Annotated in this window: 18 protein-coding genes; 14 read left to right on the forward strand and 4 right to left on the reverse strand. The window is 62.7% G+C overall.

From position 1 onward, the window contains the following. Positions 1–4: 4 nt before the first annotated feature. Both SB822_RS15815 and SB822_RS15820 read right to left on the reverse strand, forming a co-directional pair. Entirely contained in the window at positions 5–2,950 is a 2,946-nt protein-coding gene (locus SB822_RS15815; protein WP_410855147.1) for a putative bifunctional diguanylate cyclase/phosphodiesterase, read from the reverse strand. 139 nt (positions 2,951–3,089) lie between these two features. Continuing rightward, positions 3,090–3,884, reverse strand: a complete 795-nt coding sequence (locus SB822_RS15820) for an N-acyl amino acid synthase FeeM domain-containing protein (protein WP_410855148.1) — start codon at positions 3,882–3,884, stop codon at positions 3,090–3,092. A 315-nt stretch (positions 3,885–4,199) separates the two neighbouring features. Between SB822_RS15820 and SB822_RS15825 the strand changes: the two genes are divergently transcribed. The 4 genes from SB822_RS15825 to SB822_RS15840 are packed head-to-tail and all read left to right on the forward strand — an operon-like array spanning position 4,200 to position 7,899. Beyond that, positions 4,200–5,141, forward strand: coding sequence for a TauD/TfdA dioxygenase family protein (locus SB822_RS15825; protein WP_007740097.1), 942 nt, complete (start codon positions 4,200–4,202; stop codon positions 5,139–5,141). 54 nt (positions 5,142–5,195) lie between these two features. After that, positions 5,196–6,224: an ABC transporter substrate-binding protein gene (locus SB822_RS15830; protein ID WP_007579987.1), complete on the forward strand. Its 1,029-nt coding sequence runs from the start codon at positions 5,196–5,198 to the stop codon at positions 6,222–6,224. Between the two features lie 31 nt (positions 6,225–6,255). Beyond that, positions 6,256–7,056, forward strand: a complete 801-nt coding sequence (locus SB822_RS15835; RefSeq protein WP_410855149.1) for an ABC transporter ATP-binding protein — start codon at positions 6,256–6,258, stop codon at positions 7,054–7,056. Between the two features lie 24 nt (positions 7,057–7,080). Beyond that, positions 7,081–7,899 (forward strand): ABC transporter permease, encoded by an 819-nt coding sequence (locus tag SB822_RS15840; protein WP_410855150.1) that lies wholly within the window; start codon positions 7,081–7,083, stop codon positions 7,897–7,899. Between the two features lie 123 nt (positions 7,900–8,022). Here the strand turns inward: SB822_RS15840 and groL are convergent, their stop codons facing one another. Beyond that, positions 8,023–9,663: a chaperonin GroEL gene (groL, locus tag SB822_RS15845; protein ID WP_079493093.1), complete on the reverse strand. Its 1,641-nt coding sequence runs from the start codon at positions 9,661–9,663 to the stop codon at positions 8,023–8,025. Positions 9,664–9,676: 13 nt separating this feature from the next. Next, on the reverse strand, positions 9,677–9,967 hold the full coding sequence (locus SB822_RS15850) for a co-chaperone GroES (protein WP_007579996.1): 291 nt from the start codon (positions 9,965–9,967) through the stop codon (positions 9,677–9,679). A 274-nt stretch (positions 9,968–10,241) separates the two neighbouring features. On the opposite strand from SB822_RS15850, the gene SB822_RS15855 reads away from it, so the two are divergent. From SB822_RS15855 to SB822_RS15900, 10 genes are all read left to right on the forward strand, one after another. Further along, positions 10,242–11,525, forward strand: coding sequence for an acyl-CoA dehydrogenase family protein (locus SB822_RS15855; RefSeq protein WP_410855151.1), 1,284 nt, complete (start codon positions 10,242–10,244; stop codon positions 11,523–11,525). Positions 11,526–11,909: 384 nt separating this feature from the next. Further along, positions 11,910–14,036 (forward strand): ATP-binding cassette domain-containing protein, encoded by a 2,127-nt coding sequence (locus SB822_RS15860; protein ID WP_410855152.1) that lies wholly within the window; start codon positions 11,910–11,912, stop codon positions 14,034–14,036. 5 nt (positions 14,037–14,041) lie between these two features. Beyond that, positions 14,042–15,091, forward strand: a complete 1,050-nt coding sequence (locus SB822_RS15865) for a glycine betaine ABC transporter substrate-binding protein (protein ID WP_007580002.1) — start codon at positions 14,042–14,044, stop codon at positions 15,089–15,091. A 12-nt stretch (positions 15,092–15,103) separates the two neighbouring features. Beyond that, on the forward strand, positions 15,104–15,553 hold the full coding sequence (gene msrA / locus SB822_RS15870) for a peptide-methionine (S)-S-oxide reductase MsrA (protein ID WP_410855153.1): 450 nt from the start codon (positions 15,104–15,106) through the stop codon (positions 15,551–15,553). A gap of 287 nt (positions 15,554–15,840) precedes the next feature. After that, positions 15,841–16,965, forward strand: a complete 1,125-nt coding sequence (gene ssuD / locus SB822_RS15875) for an FMNH2-dependent alkanesulfonate monooxygenase (protein WP_410855154.1) — start codon at positions 15,841–15,843, stop codon at positions 16,963–16,965. A gap of 176 nt (positions 16,966–17,141) precedes the next feature. Next, on the forward strand, positions 17,142–17,609 hold the full coding sequence (locus SB822_RS15880; RefSeq protein WP_410855155.1) for a rhodanese-like domain-containing protein: 468 nt from the start codon (positions 17,142–17,144) through the stop codon (positions 17,607–17,609). 98 nt (positions 17,610–17,707) lie between these two features. Further along, positions 17,708–18,655: a serine O-acetyltransferase EpsC gene (epsC, locus tag SB822_RS15885; RefSeq protein WP_410855156.1), complete on the forward strand. Its 948-nt coding sequence runs from the start codon at positions 17,708–17,710 to the stop codon at positions 18,653–18,655. Continuing rightward, entirely contained in the window at positions 18,652–18,921 is a 270-nt protein-coding gene (locus tag SB822_RS15890; RefSeq protein ID WP_086916078.1) for a helix-turn-helix domain-containing protein, read from the forward strand. Before epsC ends, SB822_RS15890 begins: the two co-directional genes overlap by 4 nt. Positions 18,922–19,100: 179 nt before the next feature. Beyond that, positions 19,101–20,033, forward strand: a complete 933-nt coding sequence (locus tag SB822_RS15895) for a family 2A encapsulin nanocompartment shell protein (RefSeq protein ID WP_007580014.1) — start codon at positions 19,101–19,103, stop codon at positions 20,031–20,033. Next, positions 20,008–22,080, forward strand: coding sequence for a family 2A encapsulin nanocompartment cargo protein cysteine desulfurase (locus tag SB822_RS15900; RefSeq protein WP_410855157.1), 2,073 nt, complete (start codon positions 20,008–20,010; stop codon positions 22,078–22,080). Before SB822_RS15895 ends, SB822_RS15900 begins: the two co-directional genes overlap by 26 nt. Positions 22,081–22,164: the final 84 nt, after the last annotated feature.

Genomic DNA, 22,164 nt, shown 5'->3' on the forward strand with positions numbered 1-22,164 from the left:
CGCCTCATACCGCGTTTTCACGCTCCATTCGCTGATCGTCCGCGCCCCGATGTACCGTCCGCTGCTCTTTCAGATACCGCGCAAGCTCGGCATTAGTCACGAAGCTCGCGGCTGAAGAGGCCGCGAGAATATCCCCGGCCTCTTGCGGTTTCGCGATTCCGAAGCCCTGCACGTAGTCGACGCCCAGTTCCTCCAGCGCGCGCAAGGTCTGGAAGTCTTCGACCCACTCGGCGATGCTGCGCATGCCCAGATTGCGCGCGAGGTTAATGATCGCCTCGACGATCGCGATATCGGCGGGATGGTTGCACATCGTGCGCACGAACTCGCCGTCGATCTTCAATGCATCGGCCGACAGCTTCTTCAGGTAACGCAACGATGTCTGACCCGCGCCGAAATCGTCGATGGCGATCTTTGCACCCATGTCGTGCACGCGCGCGATGAAGCGTTCCGTATGTTCGAGATCGTGCAGCGCGACGCTTTCGGTAATTTCGATGCACAGGTAATGGACGATGTCCTCGTGACGCGAGAACAGCGCGAACAGCTCGTCGAGGAAGTGTTCGTCGTTGAGCGAACCACCGCTCAGGTTCACGCACACGAAGCGAGTAGTGGAGAGCGACGCACGATTCTCGCTGAGCCATGCGAGTGTCGTAGTGAGCACCCAGCGGTCGATCTCCACGATCGTGCCGGAGTCCTCGGCGGCGGCGATCAGCTTGGCGGCCGTCGCCACCGCGCCGTCCGGCGTGCGCATGCGCAGCAGTATCTCGAAGTCGAGCGACTCGGTCGGTGTGTGCATCGACATGATCGGTTGCATCACAAGGAACAGCCCGTCGGGCAGCCGGCTCTGTCCCAGCGCCTCGATCAGAGTGATCTCGGCGGCACGTTCCTCGAACGCCGGCGCGCCCTTGCGCAGTGCCACGAGCCGCGCATTGCCGCCGCGCTTTGCGGCGCGGCACGCGCGGTCGGCATAGGCGAGGGCGTCCAGCGCCCGTTCGCCTTGCGAGCACTCGACGACCCCGATCGATCCCCTGACCTGGAACGCCCGCGTGTCGACATGAAACGGCGCGGAGTTCAACGCGGTGACGAGTTCGCGACAGCGCACGATGGCATCGTCGATCGGCATGTTCGCGAGCACGCACACGAACTCGTCACCGCCGATACGCCCGATCGGAATATGGGCGCCGAGACGCTCGACGAGTCGCGCCGCGACATGCCGCAGTATTTCGTCGCCGGTTCCGTGACCGAACAAATCGTTGAACACCTTGAAGCGGTCGAGATCGAGATACGCGAGTGCCCACGGGGCGCTTTCGCCGCATTGCCGGTCGATTGCATGCTCGATGCCGCGACGGTTCAGCAGACCGGTGAGGGGATCATGCTCGGCCAGGAAGTGCAACCGCTCGACCGCTTTCGAGCGGTCCGTCACGTCCTCGAGCGAGCCTTCGATAAAGCCGTTCGCGCGAATCGCGCGCAGCGAGTAGCGCCGCGACTCTGTCTCCGTGCCCCCTGTGCCGTCGATTTCGATCGACGCCGAGTCGTCCCGCTCCAGCAGTTCACCCAGCGCGCGCTCGGCGCCCGGCGCGAAATAATCGGCCCAGCGACGCGTGCCGTCCTGTTCATCATTCAGGCCCAGCATCGAGTGCAGCGCCGGATTGGCGCGGACGAAGCAGCTTTCGCCGTTCAGCGTGAAGAGGCCGATCGGCGTGACGTCATAAGTGTTGCGCAGCTCGACCTGCATCTGCCGGCGGCGCTCGCGTTCTTCGCGCATCCGTTCCGCAATCGCGAACGCACACAGCATGCTCGACGACAGCGCCGTCACGACGGGGCTATGCGTGCCCGCCAGCGCTTTCACGCCGAACGCGGCGGCGAGCACTTCCGACAGCGTCGCGACCAGCACGATGGCCATTGACGCGACATACCAGAGCACGGTGCGCGAGCGCGCCTTGAAGAACAGCTGCACGAGGAAATAGGTCAGCACCAGGATGCAGAAACTGGCGGTTGCCCACAGCACGGGGATGAAGTGCGCGTAACTCAGCAAGAACGCAGCGGCCATCAGCACGCAGCCGCCATACCGCACGGCCTGCAGGCTCCAGCGCAGACCGATTGCTTTCAGCTCGCGGCGAAACAGCTCCACGAAGAGTGTCGTGGTCAGCACGTAGTAGGCCGCGAACGTGAATTCCCGCAAAAACTCGATATGGTCAGGCGGGATGGTCCGGCCCAGCCACTCAGTGTCGAAGCCCATCGCATTGGCGCTCAGCCGCAGGTTGCCGACGAGCCATGCGGCAAAAATGACATAAGTCCATTCGCGATTGATGATTGCCGTCACGAACACGAAGATGGCGAGCGTCAGCAGGCCGCCCGTGATCAGCGCTGCACTCTGGTAGAAATCGAGTGTTGTCTCCTCGAGCTTGTCGAGGCTCGATGCCGAGGCGCTGATATAGGCGGGTCCGGAGAACGTGCCCCGGCACAGGATCTGTGCATCGGGCGTGTGCCCGTCGAGCTTCAGCGCAAAGCCGGCCTTGTTGTCGCGCATCGCGCCACTCGTGCCGTGGCGGTCGCCCGCGCCGAGCAGCGTGAGGACGGGGCCCGTCCGCCAGCAGGAAATCGTTTGCGCGTGCCGGGAAGGAAGATCGACGAACGTGGCGTCTCCGCTACCCATGGCAGGGGCGGTGAGCATGAACCAGAATGGCGTTTCCGCGAGATGGGTACTGAAACGGGCGGTGTGCGCGGTATTGCGCAGGCGTTCGATGGCGGCGGCGGGCGACAGCGTCGCCGACGGATCCGCAATCACAGGAAAGCTGAGTGGAACCGTCCCCGTGGTATCGAACTGGCGCGGCCCCCAGAGCAGGACTGCAATGGTGCCAAGCGCAATCACAAACGGCGCTACGTATACGGAGAAGCGCAGGAAAGCCCAGCCGGTCAGTCGGTCCCGAAACGCCCACTTAACGCTTGTCATCTGCTGCATTTCCCCAGTGACTTCATTCCCGATCTCATTGCAATGCTGCGACGGTTGGCAGCGAAGGCGCGACTGCGCCGACGCTCCCCATCTTTTGTCCGCCCGAATTGCTTCGGGCGGACACCTTACCCTACCTGCCTTACGCTTCGCTCAACGACCTCAGATAATCCGAGGCGCTGTCCGGCAGGCTGCCGCGCTCGATGCCGTGGCGGGCTTCGCCCTGCGATGATGCGACGCTGACGTCGATGTCGACGTGATCCGTTTCGAAGAAGAACCCATAGAACGGATGGTTGACCTTCGCCCAGCGCTGACGGACCAGTGCAACCGGTTTCGCCATCACCCGATGCGGCAACCCGCCGACGTGCGACATCGGCAGGAATTCATTCTGCCCGTATACATCTTCGAACAGCATCGCCTCGTATTCCCGATCGAGCGGCGAACGCGCGGTAATTAGCATCCAGTCGACCCCGTTCTGCGCGCAAAACATGTAATACGCCTTGCACAGCGCCACCTTGACCATCCGGCCGATCGCGCCGCGCGCCACGCCGAGCCGCGTTGCCTCGGCGAGGCGCGCCTGACCCAACCAGTCCGGCAGTTGGACCGATTGTTCGACGGCAAGCGGATCGAATACGTTCGTCTGGACCCGCATGGTGCCGAGCGGGCCACCGTCCAGCCGCGATTGCGCGAGCAGCACGACCGTGCCAGGCGCGCCATCCAGCGCTTCGACGCCCATGGTCTCCGCGAATTCCGGCAAGTGCCGCCGATACGCCGCGCGGCGCATCTCGACCGCCTTGTCGAGTTCCGAGTGGTTACTTACCACCTTTATCGTAAACGGCAGCCTTTCCGTTTTCTTTACCGTGCCCGGATTAAAGCCCTCTCCGAGCAACGTGTAACCCGTATTTTGCTTCAAAACGACTGAATCGATGCGGTCCATATCCAACCCCGTAAGTGAGTGAGAAAAAAGTGCGTCGCGTTCAAAACGGCAGAACCGCGCTGAACGCGACAAACTAGAGTCTCATGAACGCAGATACGGTGATATGCAAAGCCCATTCAATTCGGAGAGCGGAGTTTGAGCAAGTGCCGGCAAAACCTTTGAATATAGGCAGCCGCGCGCAACATAGAAAATGAGCGTTTCATCGAAGCTACGCACGGCATCGATGAACAAGGTGTTCGAATTGGTTGGTTGTACTGCGCCACGCCACGATGCTCTGATGACGGTCACTTTCCACTTTCGTCAACGGAGAACGTCATGAGCACAGTGCTGGATCAGCCGCAATCACACGCCGGTAACACCGATACCCACCAGGAATTGCGGGTGCGCCGCTACAAGCCGTTGATTGGTGCAGTCATCGAGAACGTCGATCTGTCGAAGCCGCTTTCCGACGATAACCATCAGGCGCTGCGTCAGGCGCTTGTCGATCACGGTGTGATCTTTTTTCGTGAACAGACGCTCACGCCTGAGCAACACCTTGCGCTTGCGCGCATCTTCGGTAGTCCGATCCGCAAGAACATCTATTTGCCTGCCGTCGCGGGTTTTCCGGAAATCGAAGTCATCGCTCATAGCGACAAGACGCGTTCGGGCGGCACGGACAACTGGCATGTCGACGTATCGTGGCAACCTCAGCCGCCCAAGGCCACTGTCCTTCATGCACAGGAAATTCCCGAAGGGGGCGGCGGCGATACGATCTGGTCCTCGTCGGCGGCCGTCTACGACTTGCTGGATCCCGATCTGGCACGCTACTTCGAAAAGCTGACGGCCGTGAACACGTTCATCGCATCGCCGAAAAAGAGCGCGTTGTCGGAACTGCTGAGCGGCTATGACATTCCAGAGGGCACGCAGGAAGACAGCGTCGAAGCAGGGCTGGCGCGCGTGCGCGACGCCGCGCAGAAATATCCGCCCATCGAAGTGCCCGTCATCAAGACGCATCCCGAGAACGGCCGCAAGCTCGTGTTCGTCAACGAAGGACATACGAGCCATTTGCTGGGCGTCTCGAAGACGGCCAGCCAGAGTCTGCTCAATTACCTGTACGACCTGATCAAGACGCCTGAAGTGCAGGCGCGTTTCGAATGGCGCGCGGGCGATGTCGCGATCTGGGACAACCGGCAGGTGCAGCACTACGCGGCACGCGATTACGGATCGGCAAAGCGGCGCATTCACCGCATCACGCTGGAACACGATGGCGTGTTTTGAGCGCGATATGCCGCGCACCGATCTTTTCGTACTGTTCACTACGGAACTTACTCAATGAAGCGTCGTGTCTTTCACATTGGACGCCGCGTCGCGGCGCTCCTCGGCGCGAGCCTGATCGCAGCCGCAGCGTCCATCCCTGCGCGTGCGCAGACGCCCGAGAAACTCGAGTTGCGGTATCAGGGCTGGGCCAGCAAGGTGCTGTATCCGGAGCTTGCCGAGGATCTCGGTTATCTGGCGCCGATCAAGCTCAACTGGGTCGGCAACACGATCAGCGGCCCGCAGGACATTCAGGCGGCCGTCACGGGCGATGTCGATTTCGGCGGGGCCTTCAATGGTTCGATCGTCAAGCTCGTTGCCGCGCACGCGCCAGTGAAAGCGGTGATCTCTTACGTCGGCACCGACAAGGAGACCAACGGCGGTCTTTTCGTGTTGCAGGACAGTCCTGTCAAAGGGGCGCGTGACCTGATCGGACGCAAGATCGGCGTCAATACGCCGGGCGCGTACGCGCAGTATCTGGTGACGGCCTACCTGCAGAAGTCGGGCTTGTCGAAAGAGGAAATCGAGAAAGTCGTGTTCGTCGCCGCGCCGCCTGTGAATCTTGCGCAGTTGCTCAAACAGAAACAACTCGATGCCGTGTTCCTCGAAGACATCATCAAGGACAAACTGCTCGCGGATGGCGGCGCAAGACTGCTCACCACGGACTACCAGTTGCTCGGCTCGTTCGGCTACGCGAGCTACCTGTTCACGGACAAGTTCATCGCGCAGAACCCGAACACCGTGCGCAAGTTCGTCGACGGCACGGCTCGGGCGATCGAGTGGGCACGCAATACGCCGCGCGCCGAGGTCGTCGCGAGACTCAAGAAGATCGTCGAGGCGCGGCATCGCAACGAGGACACCTCGATCGTCAACTACTGGAAGTCGGCGGGCGTGGGCGGCAAGGGCGGTCTGATCGCGGCGGAGGACTTTACGACGTACATCGACTGGTACGTCAACAACGGCGTGCTGAAAGCAGGGCAGGTGAAGCCGGATGCAGTCTATTCGAACCAGTTCAATCCGTTCAACCAGTCGGTGGCGAGCAAATGAGCTATCGGCCAGTCAACGCGAGGCAATCAGGATGAGTGCGTCAATCAGCGTGCGCAACGTCGGCAAGGGTTTTCATCTGAACCGGCGTGGCCACTTCGTGGTGCTGGAAGACGTGTCCTTCGATGTCGCGCCGGGCGAGTTCGTCGCGCTGGTCGGACCGAGCGGATGCGGCAAGACGACCTTGCTCGATCTGATCGGCGGCCTGACGCTGCCCGATCGCGGACAGATACTCGTCGGCGGTCGGGAAATCGACGGGCCCGGACTCGATCGCGGCATCGTGTTTCAGCAGTACGCGCTCTTTCCGTGGAAGACGGCACTCGGCAATGTCGAGTTCGGCCTGGAAGCGAAGGGCATCGGCAAACGCGAGCGCAGGGCGACTGCGCAGCGTTTTCTGGACCTCGTGGGATTGAGTGCTTTCGCCGACCATTACCCGCATCAGTTGTCGGGTGGCATGAAGCAGCGCGTTTCGATTGCCCGCGCACTGTCGTACGAGCCGGACGTGCTGCTAATGGACGAGCCGTTTGCCGCGCTCGATGCGCAAACGCGCGAAACGCTGCAGGACGAGTTGCTGCGGATCTGGAAACGCACGGGCACGACGGTGGTGTTCATCACCCACTCGATCGACGAAGCCATCTATCTCGGTCAGCGCGTGCTCGTCATGGCGGCGGCGCCGGGACGTATCACGCATACGCTGCCTGTGCACGTGCCGCGCGAAGACCTTTCCGAAGACGTGCGCGCGACGCCAGAGTTCGTGCGTCTGCGTCACGAGATCTGGCAGTTGATCCGGCAACGCCGCAGCGGGTCGCATCTGCAGGTGGCCCACGCGGCCTGATAACAGTCTCGATAGGGGGGAACCATGAGTACTTTGTCTGTCGAGTCGAAGCGCGGCGCGTGGCATGCAATCGGCGAGTATGCTTCGGCGGCGGCGCCTCGCGCGTTGCGTGGCAGTATCGCCATCGTCGCGTTCATTGCGCTTTGGGAAGTGTTGCCGCGCGCCGGATGGGTCGACGCGACGTTCTTGCCGCCGTTCTCGACGGTCTTGCGCGCGTTGTTCGATATGGTCGTTTCGGGCGAACTGGGCGTACATCTGCTTGCCAGCGCGGCGCGGGCGACGACGGGGTTCGCGATTGCAGTTGCAGTCGGCGTGCCGCTGGGACTGTTTATCGGCTGGTATCGCACGCTTGCCGATGTGCTGAACCCATTGCTGGAACTCTTTCGCAACACCGCGCCGCTCGCACTGCTGCCCGTGTTCGTGCTCGTGCTTGGGATGGGCGAGACGTCGAAGGTCTCGATGGTCATTTATTCGTGCATCTGGCCCGTGCTCCTCAATACCGTCACAGGCGTACGCAACGTCGATCCGCTGCTGATCCGCTCCGCGCGGTCGATGGGGCTCAAACCCGTGCAACTGTTTCTGAAAGTCGTGCTGCCTGCGTCTGTACCCGCCGTGTTTACGGGTATCCGCGTGGCGGGCGCCTATTCGATTCTGGTGCTGATTGCGGCAGAAATGGTGGGCGCAAAGGCGGGGCTTGGCTATCTCGTGAACTACTCGCAGTTCACGTTCGAAATCCCGAAAATGTATGCGGGTATCGTCACGCTCGCGGTGCTGGGACTCGCGTTCAATCAAGGCGTGGTTGTTGCCGAGCGGCGTCTGACGGCATGGCGGGGCGAAGACTGACGCAGCGCGTAACAGAAAGGCTTGCGCACTTTATCAAATGCAAACGCCGCGCGTATCTTGTCGATACGTGCGGCGTTTTTGCACTGAGCTTTTCTACAGCATCGGTGAGTTCAATCAAGCATGCTAGAAGTCGAAGCCCGGACCACCCGCGCCCGGACCCACCGGTGAAGCCGCGGCCGCTGCATCCTTGGGCGCTTCATGCACGGTGGCATCCGTGGTCAACAGCAGACTTGCCACAGATGCCGCATTTTGCAGAGCGGTGCGCGTGACCTTCGTCGGATCCACGACGCCGGTTTCGACGAGATCAGCGTATTCACCCGTTGCCGCGTTGTACCCGTAATTGCCCGAACCTTCCGCGACCTTGGCGACGATCACGCTCGCTTCCTCGCCCGCATTCGCAACGATCTGGCGCAGCGGTTCTTCGAGTGCGCGCCGCACGATGTTGATGCCGGCGTTCTGATCGGCGTTCACGCCTTTCAGCTCGGCGATCGCCTGCTTGACGCGAATCAGCGCCACGCCGCCGCCCGGCACAATGCCTTCCTCGACTGCCGCGCGCGTGGCGTGCAGCGCATCGTCGACGCGGTCCTTCTTCTCCTTCACTTCGATTTCGGTCGCGCCGCCTACCTTGATGACAGCCACACCGCCGGCGAGCTTCGCGACGCGCTCCTGCAGCTTCTCGCGGTCGTAGTCGGACGTCGCCTCTGCGATCTGCGCGCGAATCTGCTTCACACGCGCCTCGATATTCGTCTTCTCGCCGGCTCCGTCGATGACCGTGGTGTTCTCCTTGCCGACCTCGATGCGCTTGGCGTGGCCGAGTTCGGCCAGCGTCGCTTTTTCGAGCGTCAAACCCGTTTCCTCGGCGATGACCTGACCGCCCGTCAGAATCGCGATGTCTTCGAGCAGCGCCTTGCGGCGGTCGCCGAAGCCCGGCGCCTTGACAGCCACAGTCTTCAGAATGCCGCGAATGTTGTTCACGACCAGCGTCGCGAGCGCTTCGCCTTCGACGTCTTCCGCGATGATCAGCAGCGGCCGCCCCGACTTCGCGACCTGCTCGAGCACGGGCAGCAGATCGCGGATGTTCGAGATCTTCTTGTCGTGCAGCAGCACGAACGGCTCTTCGAGCACGGCGAGTTGCCGGTCCTGATTGTTGATGAAGTAGGGCGACAGATAGCCACGATCGAATTGCAGGCCTTCCACGACATCGAGTTCGTCGGCGAGCGACTTGCCGTCTTCGACCGTGATGACGCCTTCCTTGCCGACGCGGTCGATCGCTTCCGCGATGCGTTGCCCGATCGACTCTTCACCGTTGGCCGAGATGGTTGCGACCTGGGCAATCTCTTTGCTGGTCGTCGTCGGCTTGCTGATCTTCTTCAGTTCTTCGACGGCGGCGATCACGGCCTTGTCGATGCCGCGCTTCAGGTCGAGCGGATTGAGCCCTGCCGCCACATATTTCTGCCCTTCGCGGACGATGGCCTGAGCGAGCACGGTGGCCGTCGTCGTGCCGTCGCCGGCGGCGTCGCTCGTTTTCGATGCGACTTCCTTCACGAGCTGCGCGCCGATGTTCTGCAATCTGTCCGCGAGCTCGATTTCTTTCGCCACGGACACGCCGTCCTTCGTGACGATGGGGCTGCCGAAACTACGTTCGAGCACGACATTGCGGCCTTTCGGGCCGAGCGTCACCTTCACCGCATTGGCGAGCAGGTTGACGCCTTCAACCAGTTTGGACCGCGCGTTATCGCTGAAAGCGATTTCTTTGGCTGCCATGATGGGACTCTCCTCAGGATTGAACGACTGCGACGATATCTTCTTCGCGCAGCACGAGCAGTTCGGTGCCGTTGACCTTCACCGGCTGCCCCGCATATTTGCCGAACAGCACGCGTTCGCCGACTTTCAGGTCAGGCTCGATACGCTTGCCGTCGTCACTGCGACGGCCTGGACCGACTGCGAGGATTTCGCCCTGATCCGGTTTTTCAGCAGCGCTATCGGGAATCACGATGCCCGACGCCGTACGGGTTTCCTGATCGAGACGCTTCACGATCACGCGATCATGTAACGGACGCAAACTCATCTGTTCTTCCTTCTTGACGGATGACGACTGGTTTTCTCATTGGCACTCTCACGCGAAGAGTGCTGACTGAGAGCCGAGTATAAAAAGCGCTGTATGCGCGCTCCAATAATCGATTTGCACAAACTTAACGGGCCGCGCGAGATTTGCAATGCACGTAGCGTGCGTAAGCACGCGGTACGCGCATCGACAGATATCGTTATCGGCTTTTGTTGGTTGCAACGGCGCGTGTGCGACGCTTAATCTGGAATGCTGTGAACCTGTCCGGAGACTGTCGATGAGTACGATTCCCACCGCCCAGCACGATGCCGTCAGCGGTGCAGACGACGCGGAGCTTGACGCGCGCTTCGCGCCCATTTTCGAGCGGATTGCAGCTGGCAGCATCGAGCGCGAGCAGAATCGGGAACTCGCCTACGATGCAGTGCAATGGCTGAAGGAAGCAGGGTTCACCGCGTTACGAGTGCCAAAGCGCTATGGCGGTAGCGGCGCGACGTTGCCGCAGTTCTTTCGTCTTTTGACGCGCCTGGGTGAGGCCGATTCGAATCTGCCGCAGATCTTGCGGCTGAATTCGGGGTTTATCGAAAGCCGGCTCGAAAGCGATGACGAAGCGCTGCGCGAGCGTTGGCTCCCGAAGATCGCGGCGGGTGAGTCCGTGGGTGCCGCGATATCCGAGCGCACCGCGAGCACGCACAATAGCGTCACGCTGGTGGCCGACAAAAGCGGCAACGGCTGGTGGTTGAATGGCGAGAAGTACTACAGCACGGGCACGCTCTACGCGGACTGGATCGACGTCGCCGCGCACGACGGCGCCGACGACGTGCGCGTGGTGGTGCGCGCCGATGCGCCCGGTGTCGCGCGCATCGACGATTGGGACGGCTTCGGACAGCGTTTGACTGCGAGCGGAACGACGCGCTTCGACTCTGTCCATGTGAGCGACGATCAGCTACTGGTGCGCTACAAGGCCTCGGAGCCGCGCCGCAATACCTCGCTCACGGCCTTCTATCAGACCGTCCATCTCGCGACGCTGACGGGCATCGCGCGCGCGGTGCTGCGCGACGGTATTGCCTTCGCGCAGGCGCACACCCGCACGTTCGGCGTGCCCGGTCGTTCGAGCCCGCGCGACAACCCGCTCGTGCATCGTGTGGTGGGGCGGCTGGCCAGTCTCGCGTATTCGGCTGAGAGCATTACTGCATCGGTGGCACGTTCGCTCGAAAATGCGTATCAGGCGAGACTCGCGGGTCGCGCGAATACAGATACGTATATCGCACTCGATATCGAAGCCTATCAGGCGCAGCAGATCGTGATCGAACAGGTGCTGGAGGCGGCCACGCTCGTATTCGAAGTGGGCGGAGCCTCAGCGACGAGTGAGACACGGCGGCTCGATCGTCACTGGCGCAATGCGCGTGTGCTCGCTTCGCACAATCCCGCGATCCAGCGCGAAGCGGCCGTGGGCAACTTTCATCTGAACGGCGCGGCGTCCAACGAACGCTTCAGTCTCACGCATTCGCCCAGCGAACTGGGACGTGTTGCGACGGACAGTGCGGTTGCCGTCAATGGATAACGCGAGATCGTAGAGCGTCGCTTGCGGCGGCGCAAATAACGTTCAGAGCTATCGTTATCGTGAATCAATACAAGCGATAGCGCGCCGACACGTTGCTACATAGAGATACAAAAGCGCTACTTTCAGAAACACGCCAGATACATTCGCAAGGTTGAATACGGCGCACTGCTTGCCATGATCGGGCTTCGAGAACCATGGCATGCGCAGTCGCGCCGCCATTGGCGTACGTTGGCGCGCCGATGAGCGATCCCTCATCCACAAGAAATTCTGCGTAAGCGCAGCCGCGAACAGCGCTGACGACGCAACCACCCATCAGCTCACGACACAGCGATCGTTGCGCGTGCGACGTGATCGATTGACTGTCCTTTCCAAAAGAGTAGTGCAATGCAAGTTGACGTATTAGAGCCGGCCGGTTCCAGCCTGGAGGAGGCAGCCGATTTTTCGGTCCCTGTCCCCGGGATAGAGGCACCTGCCCGCGCCGCCGAGGCCGTGCTCGAATTGCGCGACGTCAGCAAGGCCTATCGCAGCGCGCGGGGCGGTGAACCCGTGTTCGCCGTGCGCGGCGTCAATCTGACGCTTCAGCGTGGAGAAGTGCTTTGCCTGATGGGCACGTCCGGCAGCGGCAAGTCGACACTGCTGCGGCATGTCAACCGCCTCGTCGAACCTGACAGCGGTCAGGTACTGATCGACGGCATCGACGTCGGGGCGCTGTCCGCGAGTGAGTTGCGTGCGCTGCGCGCCCGATGCATCGGCATGGTGTTTCAGCACTTCGGTTTGCTGCCGCATCGCACGGTGCGTGACAACGTCGCTTTGCCGCTCGAATTGCGCGGAGAACATGTCGAAGCGCGACGGTCCGCGGCTGATCGCTTGCTGGCGACCGTGGGGCTTCTTGAGTGGGGCGACCACTATCCATCCGAGTTGTCGGGCGGGATGCAGCAGCGGGTGGGATTCGCCCGTGCGCTCGCGAACGATCCCGACATTCTGTTGATGGACGAACCGTTCAGCGCGCTCGATCCGACTATTCGCCGGGATCTGCAAGCGAGCTTCTTGCGCATCGCGCGCGAGCGGGGCATCACGACGCTGCTCGTCACGCATGATCCCGGCGAAGCGTTGCGCCTCGCTGACCGTATCGCGGTGCTGCGCGACGGACGTCTGATTCAGGTCGGCACGCCGGAAGAACTGCTCGCTCATCCCGCCGACGCCGGTGTCGCCGATTTTTTCATCGAGCATGCGGGTGCGGGTTCAGCCCCGATCTCGGTTCCGACCGATGCGCCAAACAAGGCCGCGATTCAAGACGATGCTGCCGCTGCGCCGGTCCACCCGCGAAGCGTCGGGCTGTCCGCCATCACCTCGGCTTTGCTGGGGCCCGCTGCGCTTGCCGTGCAAGGTTATGCGGGCGCCTTTTGGACCAGCATGATCGTCGAAGTGTTTTCGGCAGGATGGCTGGGCGTCGAGTGGCGTGAGGGCGCATTCCCGTTCGCTTTCGTTGCTGCGTTGCTGTGGGCGGCAAACCGGGCGGTGGCCGCGCGGCATGCGATGCGCGCCGGCCCCGTGCAACAACGCAGCGCGTGGCCGCCGCTGCTGGTGCTGCTGATCGCGGAAGCACTCGTCGTCGCTCACGCGCTCGGTGCGAATCTTGGCGTTCTCGCCAACTTTCCTTCGAGTGTCACGCTTGCAACAGCCGTATCGGACGCGATCGAACAGGCGATCGCATGGGCCCAGGTGTCGTTCGAAGCGATCTTCGCCTGCATCGTCGTGCTGGTGCGCACCGTGGTCGACGGCATTCAGTTTGCGCTCGGCTGGCTGCCGTGGATCGTCCCCGCTACGCTGGTGGTGTTCGCCGCGTGGCGCGCGGCAGGCGTGGCGCTGGCGCTCACCAGCGCTGCGGCGCTCGCTTATCTCGGCCTCTTCGGCTTCTGGGCTCGCACGATTGCAACGGTCGCGCTGGTGGGCTCCTCGGTGTTCGTCACGCTGATGATTGGCGTGCCGGCGGGCATCGTTCTAGCGAAACATCCGAAGTTGCGAAGAGTCGTGGCGCCGCTGCTCGACGTGATGCAGACGCTTCCGTCGTTCGTCTATCTGATTCCCGCCGTCGCATTCTTCTCGGTCGGCAAAACGCCCGCTGTCATCGCAACCGTTGTCTTCGCGCTCGCGCCTGTGATCCGGCTGACGGTGCTCGGCATTCATGAGGTGCCGAAAGCAGCAGTGGAAGCCGCTGAAGCGCATGGCGCGACGTGGTGGCAAACGCTCACCAAAGTCGAGCTTCCCCTGGCGCGCGAGTCGCTGCTGCTGGGCATCAATCAGACCATCGTCATGAGCCTGTCGATGGTGGTGGTCGCTGCGTTGATCGGCGCAGATGGCCTCGGCTATGACGTGATGACGGCACTGCGCAATGTGCGAAGCGGTGACGGCGTGCTCGCCGGCATCGCCATCGTACTGTGTGCCGTCATTCCCGATCGCATCCTCCAGTCGGCGCTCAAGCGCCGGAATCGATCCACTTCCATCAGATAGAAAGCATGTTGAAGAAACGTACAGCCCGGTTTGCGGGCATCGCGGTAGCGCTGGGTCTTCTCTTTCCCGCTTTGTCGGCGACGGCCAAGGACAAGGTCGTCATCGGCGAACTCAACTGGCCAGGCGCGGTTGCCATCGAGCATGTTCTCGGCGAAGTCATCTCCACGCGCCTTGGCGGCGACGTGTCCTACCTGGCAGGCGATCTACCCGTTCTGCTTGCCGCTGCGGCGAAGAACGACGGCGCGGTCGACGTCGTGCCGGACGTCTGGCTGCCGAACGAGTCGGCCCCGTGGGCGAAGTATGTATCGGGCGGTACGCGCTCGCTCGTGCCGAACGTGCATCCGTACGTCGGCGTGCAGGGCTTCTATATTCCGGGCTACATTCAGGACAAGTACGGCGTGAAGTCGGTCTACGACCTGCGCAAGCCGGAGATTGCGAAGCTCTTCGTTCCCGTTGGCGGCGGCAAGGCGCAGTTGCTGGTCGGACCGGCCGGCTGGGGCTCGACCTATATCGGCGAGGTCAAGGCGAAGGACTACGGCTTCGCGAACAGCTTCGACTCCGTCTCGACGGAAGCCGCCGCGACCTACGCGCGGCTCGAAGCCGCGTACCGGCAGAATCGCGGTATCGTTTTCTATGCGTACACACCGGACTGGATTTTCTCCGCATTCGATCTGCGCCGTCTCGACGAACCGGCATTCGACGGCTATGCGCAGGACGACAAGAAGGGCGATCCGCAATACAAGGCAGACGGTTGCTGGAAGTTCATCAATCCGACGACGGATTCGGACTGGCTGAACAAGAGTCACATCACGTGTGCCTATCCGGATGCGAAAGTCTATGTGCTGGCTGCGCGTTCGTTGCAGACGCGCTCGCCGAAGATCGCTGCGTTTCTTTCGAATGTCTCGTTCGATCCTGTGGCGCTCAATGAGCTGATTCTGAAGATCCAGAAGAACCATGAACCGGCCGATGCGGCCGCCAAAGCGTGGGTCGCGGCGCATCGTTCGACAGTCGATGCATGGCTCGCGGGCGATGCAAAACCCGGCAACGCGAAATAAAGGAGTGTGTAGATGAGTGAGCATAATCAGGTGACGCTTGGCGCGGGATGTTTCTGGGGTGCCGAAGCGGGCTTTCGGGCGATGCCCGGTGTAGTCGATACGCGCGTGGGTTTCGCAACAGGTACGCAGCCGGACGCTCCGAAAGTGGAAGTCGTTCAAGTCGATTTCGATCCGTCGATCGTCGCGTTGTCGGAAGTGATCGAGCAGTTCTGGGACTTGCATGATCCGACTTCCGTCGATCGTCAAGGGCCGCATAGCGGCGCGAAATATCGCTCGGTGATTTTCGTGAACTCGGACGAGCAGGCGGAAGAAGCGAATGCCGCAAAGCGCGCGCTCAATGAATCGGCACGCTTCGCCGCACCGGTGGTGACCGAGATCGTCACGTTGCAGCACTTCGAACTGGCGTCGGAAGAAGATCAACGCTATGTCGAAAAGCATGGCGCGGGGGCTTGCAGCCTGTAACCGTAAGCCGCACGCACTGTGTGCGGTGCAATCGTCGTTTTCCTTGTGACGGCGCCGCGAAGATGGGCAAGCGTGACCCATTCTTCGCCGCGCCCTTCCCAAAAGCACGTCTCCTCATAAGCAATTCCAGATTCGATAGTAGGCCTGGCTCGCCTGTACTGATCCAATATGCGATTACCCTGGCGATGCGCGCTACGTGACCGACGCGGGCCGTCTCTGCCTGCATCGCGCGGGGTGTGACCATACGCACGATCTAGCGGTTACGCGTGCCTGCCGAAGGAGCATTCATGAGTCTGGACATCTTCTGGTTTCTGCCGACCTCGGGCGATACCCGTTATCTCGGCAAATCCGATTTCGGCCGGCCGCCGACCAACGAATACATGCGCCAGATTGCCGTCACGGCGGAAGATCTGGGCTATGACGGCCTGTTGATTCCCACGGGCAGCAGTTGCCAGGACCCCTGGGTCACGGCCGCAAGCCTGATTCCTGTCACGCAGCGCATCAAGCTGCTGGTCGCGCTGCGTACGTCGACCAGCGGCCCGACGGCGGCCGCACGCCAGGCGGCGACGCTCGACCAGGCCTTGCACGGGCGTCTGCTGCTCAACGTCGTGCCGGGCGGCGATGCAACCGAACTCGCTGCCGATGGCGTGTTCTACACCCACGACGAACGCTACGCCGCCGCCGACGAGTTTCTCGGCGTCTGGCGCGATCTGCTGGCCGGCGACACGGTGGACTTCAAGGGCAAGTACGTGCACGTCGAGGGGGCGCGCAATTTTCATCCGCCTGTGCAGCAACCGCATCCGCCGCTGTATTTCGGCGGTTCGTCGCCGGCCGCGCACGAACTCGCGGCAAAACACGTCGATGCGTATCTGACCTGGGGCGAGCCGCCCGCCGCGGTGGCCGAAAAGTTCGCCGATGTGCAGCGTCGCGCGGCCGCGCATGGCCGCAAGCTGCGTCTGGGCGTGCGGCTGCATGTGATCGTGCGCGAAACGAATGAAGAAGCGTGGGCGGAAGCGGACCGCCTGATCAGCAAGCTCGACGACGAAGACATCCGCCGCGCCCAGGAAAACTACGCACGGATGGACTCGGTGGGTCAGCGCCGCATGGCCGAGTTGCACGGCGGACGCCGCGACCAGCTGGAGATCAGCCCGAACCTTTGGGCGGGCGTCGGTCTCGTGCGCGGCGGCGCAGGCACTGCGCTGGTGGGCGACGCGCAGACCGTGGCCGCGCGGCTGCAGGAATATGTCGATGCGGGCGCCGATAGTTTTGTGCTGTCGGGCTATCCGCATCTCGAAGAATCGATCCGTTTTGCGGAACTGGTGTTTCCGCTATTGCCCGGCAAGAAGCCGGTGACCTTGCGCGATCAGGTGCTCACGGGCGGTGCGTTCGACGTGCGGGCAAGCAAGGCTTAACCCCAAGGTTCAACCGATTCATCAGCGAAATGCGGACGATGCCAATCCACGCCCCCGTCTTTAGAAATGAAATTTGATTGGTTCTGTTTCGGGTCCCAGTTGCAACATCATCTCCCTTGATGGCTATAGACGGTTTGCCGCGCTGTTGCGGCACTTTCCATCAGCAAGGAGGCGACATGGCAGCAGTACTCGAAGAACGACCGACCAACGCAGTGCTTGCGACGGCACGCGAGAAGGCGGCATCGGCAGGTTTGACGTATCCGGGCGGCGTTTCGCCACAGGATGCGTGGACGCGTTTTTCCAGCGGCGACGCCGTGCTGGTCGACGTTCGGACGGCCGAGGAGCGCAAGTTCGTCGGCTACGTGCCGGGCGCGATACATGTACCGTGGGCAACAGGTACGAGCCTTACGCGTAATCCGCGTTTCGTAAGGGAACTCGAGTCGAAGACGGGCAAGGATGCCGTGGTTCTGCTGCTGTGCCGTAGCGGCAATCGCTCGGCGCTGGCTGCCGAAGCTGCGTCCAAGGCGGGCTTCACGCAGGTGTTCAACGTACTGGAAGGATTCGAAGGGGACCTCAACGACGGACAGCATCGCGGCACACTGAATGGCTGGCGCTTTGTCGGCCTGCCTTGGGTGCAGGACTAGCGCGTTCTGTCCGGCTCTTTGGGGAATGCGTGAGCGCTGCGCGTGACGCGCAGCGTGACTCGCCGCTTGTCGGTTTTCGAAGCATAAGGAGCATGGCAGTGGGCGCATTCGATATCGACAGCATCGCCGGATCGCTGCAGGCGGTCCGGCAACAATGGCGCGACGGACAGCGGCGCGCGCTGGAACCCGGCGGGCGCGATCTGCCTTCGCGCGACGCGCTCGCGGCAGCGATCGACGCACTGAAAGGCGCGCTTTTTCCAATGCGCCTCGGGCCACCCGATCTGCGTCAGGAAAGCGAAAACTTTTACGTCGCTCACGCGCTGGACGCGGCATTGCACGGTCTTCTCGCTCAGGCGCGCCTCGAATTGCATTACGCCGCGCGGCGCGAGAGGGCGGATGGCGAAGCCATCGAGACACGCGCGCTTGCCGCTGTCCGTGCGTTCGCGGAGCGCTTGCCCGAGATTCGCTCGCTGCTCGACAGCGACGTGATCGCGGCCTATCACGGCGATCCGGCGGCAGGCAGCGTGGACGAAGTGCTGCTGTGCTATCCCGGCATCCTCGCGATGATTCATCACCGTCTCGCGCACGAACTGTACGGTCTCGGCTTGCCGCTGCTCGCGCGGATCGTTGCCGAGCTGGCGCACGCGCAAACGGGTATCGACATTCATCCGGGCGCGCGGATCGGCTCGGGCTTTTTCATCGATCACGGCACGGGCGTCGTGATCGGCGAGACCTCCGTCATCGGCGAGCGCGTGCGGGTCTATCAGGCGGTGACGCTTGGCGCGAAGCGCTTTCCGCTCAACGAGAATGGTCATCTCGAGAAGGGGCTCGCGCGGCATCCCATCGTCGAGGACGACGTCGTCATCTATGCGGGCGCGACGATTCTCGGCAGGGTGACGATCGGGCGCGGTGCGACGATCGGCGGCAACGTCTGGATCACGCACGACGTCGCGGCGGGCTCGCATGTCACGCAGGCGGTGCTGCGCAGTGAGACGGGACGGCCTGCGTCTGTCGCCAACGGCGTATCGGCGGGAGCACTCGGATGACGGGGCTCGTTCACGACTTTGGCGCGACCGTGCGCGCCCTGCGTGAAGCGCATGCGTGGTCGCAGGAGCAGCTTGCCGAGTACGCGGGGCTGAACCGTTCATACGTCGGCGAGATCGAGCGTGGCAGTGCGATTGCATCGATCGTCACGGCAGACAAGCTCGCACGCGCTTTCAACGTACCCATCGCAACACTTTTGTGCGCGTCACCGCGAGGCGAGCCGCCGCAGCAGGAGCGGGGCGCGACGCCGACTCAGCTTCCCGTCTGATCAATCGACGCTCGCGCCGGGCGAACTAAACGCAACAGAGCAACGCGCGCGGGCGATCGCAGCAGGCGGGATGCAGCGCAATGATGGCTATAGCATGTTGAGCCGCTTTTTCGGGCTCCCGATAATTCCGTGCCGTCATAAGCATTCCCGTTTTTCTTCTAACGACCTGGAGCCATCGTATGTCGACGTTAGCGAGCGGCCAGACCGCGCTCGGCGATAACGCAGCACGGCAACTAGCCAATGCCACCAAAACCGTCCCTCAGCTTTCGATCATCACGCCGCGCTGGCTGACCCATTTGCTTCAGTGGGTCCCTGTCGAGGCGGGCATCTACCGGCTCAACCGCGTCAAAGACCCGGAAGCGGTTCAGGCGCTGTGCACGGCGCGGGAAGACGAAAGCACGCTCCCCACGACATACGTGCCGTACGAAGAACAGCCGCGCGAGTATTTCCTGAATGCCGTCAGCACGGTGCTCGATGTCCACACTCGAATCTCCGATCTCTATAGCAGCCCGCACGACCAGATCAAGGAACAGTTGCGTCTGACGATCGAAACGATCAAGGAGATCCAGGAAAGTCAGCTCATCAACAATCCCGACTACGGCCTGCTGGCGAACGTCGATGAAGAGCAGCGCGTGTTTCCGCTGACAGGTGCTCCGACGCCGGACGATTTCGACGAACTGCTGACGAAGGTGTGGAAGGAACCTGCCTTTTTCCTGACGCATCCGTTGGCCATCGCTGCGTTTGGGCGTGAATGCACCCGCCGTGGTGTGCCGCCGCCGACAGTCAGCCTGTTCGGCTCGCAGTTCATCACGTGGCGCGGCATTCCGCTGATTCCGTCGGACAAGGTGCCCGTTGCCGACGGCAAGACCAAGGTTCTGCTGTTGCGTGTCGGCGACAAACGTCAGGGCGTGGTGGGTCTCTATCAGCCTGGCGTCGCGGGAGAGCAGGGGCCGGGGTTGTCGGTGCGCTTCATGGGCATCAACAACCAGGCGATCGCGTCGTATCTGATCTCGCTTTATTGCTCGCTCGCGGTGCATTCCCCCGACGCGCTCGCAGTGCTCGACGACGTAGAGATCGGCAAATACCATGACTATGCAGACACCTACCGGTAGTCCGCTGGGCGCAAGCCCGTTGCCCGACGTGCAGGTGCCGGCGCCCGTATTGCCGGCAGGACTGCCCGATCCGGCACAGCTTGCGCGGCTCGCGACGGAGTTCTTCAGCGCATTGCCGGGCGGCGTTGCCACGCCGGACATTTCGGCAGGCAGCGGCGCGGTCGGTGGTGTGCCTTCGGCGTTGCCGGCTGCCGCACCGATCCTGTCGTCGATCAGCAATCCCGCTCCGCCCGGCTCGCCGCTTGCCGGACCGGGCGGCACCGGGACGGGCGTGCCGGGGCTTTCGCTGCCGCAAGGCAAGGTGTTGGGCGCCAACCTGCTGCCGGGTGCGCCGACGCATATCCTGTCGCTCGGCAATCGCGCGCCCGCGCTTGCGCCTCATGCCGCCGCGCAGAATGGACTTCCCGATAACGTCGTGACGATTGCGCCGGCGCTCGAACCGCGTGCGGGTGGCGCGGCGCTCGGGGTGCCGCCCGTGCAGGGCGGCGGACCGGTTTCGGCGGGAAGCGCGACACGGTCGGCCGCATCGTCTTCACATGCGGCTACGGATGCAGCGTCCGCGTCGCCGTTCTATTTCATGGATACGCCAGGACGTGGCTGGTCGCGTTCCGGCGAAGACTTCACTATGCCGGGAAATGGCACGGCCGCGCCCGCGTCGTTCGGCTTGCCGGGCGAGCAGGATCTGCGCGAGCTGCTGTCGATTCATCGCTTCGCGCCTGCCGCCGATCCCTATGGCGTACCGCGCGGCGGCGCGCCGTACTTTGCCGAAGGCGCGCATGCCGGGACTGACCCGCGCGCGAGCGGAGCCGCTGTGCCGGCCGGCCACCCGCCGTTCGACGTCAACGCGATTCGCCGCGACTTCCCGATCCTGCAGGAGCGGGTCAACGGCAAGCAGCTGATCTGGTTCGACAACGCGGCGACGACGCAAAAGCCGCAGTCGGTGATCGACCGGCTTTCGTACTTCTACCAGCACGAGAACTCGAACATCCATCGCGCCGCGCACACGCTTGCGGGTCGCGCCACGGATGCCTACGAACATGCGCGTGAAACCGTGCAGCGCTTCATCGGTGCTTCATCGCCGGATGAGATCGTGTTCGTGCGTGGCACGACGGAGGCGATCAACCTGATCGCAAAGTCGTGGGGCGAGCAGAACGTTGGCGCGGGCGACGAGATCGTCGTGTCGCATCTGGAGCATCACGCGAACATCGTCCCGTGGCAGCAGCTTGCGTCGCAAAAGGGCGCGAAACTGCGCGTGATACCCGTCGACGATTCGGGCCAGGTGCTGCTCGACGAATACCGCAAACTGCTCAACGATCGCACGAAAATCGTATCGGTCACTCAGGTGTCGAATGCGCTCGGCACCGTGGTGCCCGTCGCGGAGATCGTCGACATGGCGCATCGGGTCGGTGCGAAGGCGCTTGTCGACGGCGCACAGTCGGTGTCGCACATGCGTGTCGACGTGCAGGCGCTCGATGCGGATTTTTTCGTGTTCTCGGGTCACAAGATCTTTGGACCGACGGGCATCGGTGTCGTCTACGGCAAGCGGGCGCTGCTCGAGGACATGCCGCCGTGGCAGGGCGGCGGCAACATGATCTCGGATGTGACGTTCGAACGAACGGTGTTCCAGCCGCCGCCGTCGCGCTTCGAGGCGGGCACGGGCAATATCGCGGATGCCGTGGGCCTTGCGGCCGCGCTCGAGTACGTGACGCGCATCGGCATCGAGAATATCGCGCGTTATGAGCACGATCTGCTCGGCTACGCGACGAGCGTGCTTGCGCCGGTGCCGGGTGTGCGGCTCATCGGTACTGCGCACGACAAGGCTAGCGTGCTGTCGTTCGTGCTGAAGGGCTATACGACGGAAGAGGTCGGGCAGGCGCTCAGCCAGGAGGGGATCGCCGTGCGCGCCGGGCATCACTGCGCACAGCCGATCTTGCGCCGCTTCGGGTTGGAGGCCACTGTGCGTCCATCGCTTGCGTTCTACAACACATGCGACGAGGTCGACGCGATGATCTCGGTGGTTCGCCGTCTAGCCACGCGACGGGCCTGACGTTCGCTAGTGCGAGGCATGGCGCCGGATGGCGCCATGCCTCGCCACGTTATGCGTCGCGAAGTGACGCAGCCGATGCGTCGC

The organism is Paraburkholderia sp. SIMBA_054 (genome assembly GCF_046534875.1).
Classification (GTDB): domain Bacteria; phylum Pseudomonadota; class Gammaproteobacteria; order Burkholderiales; family Burkholderiaceae; genus Paraburkholderia; species Paraburkholderia hospita.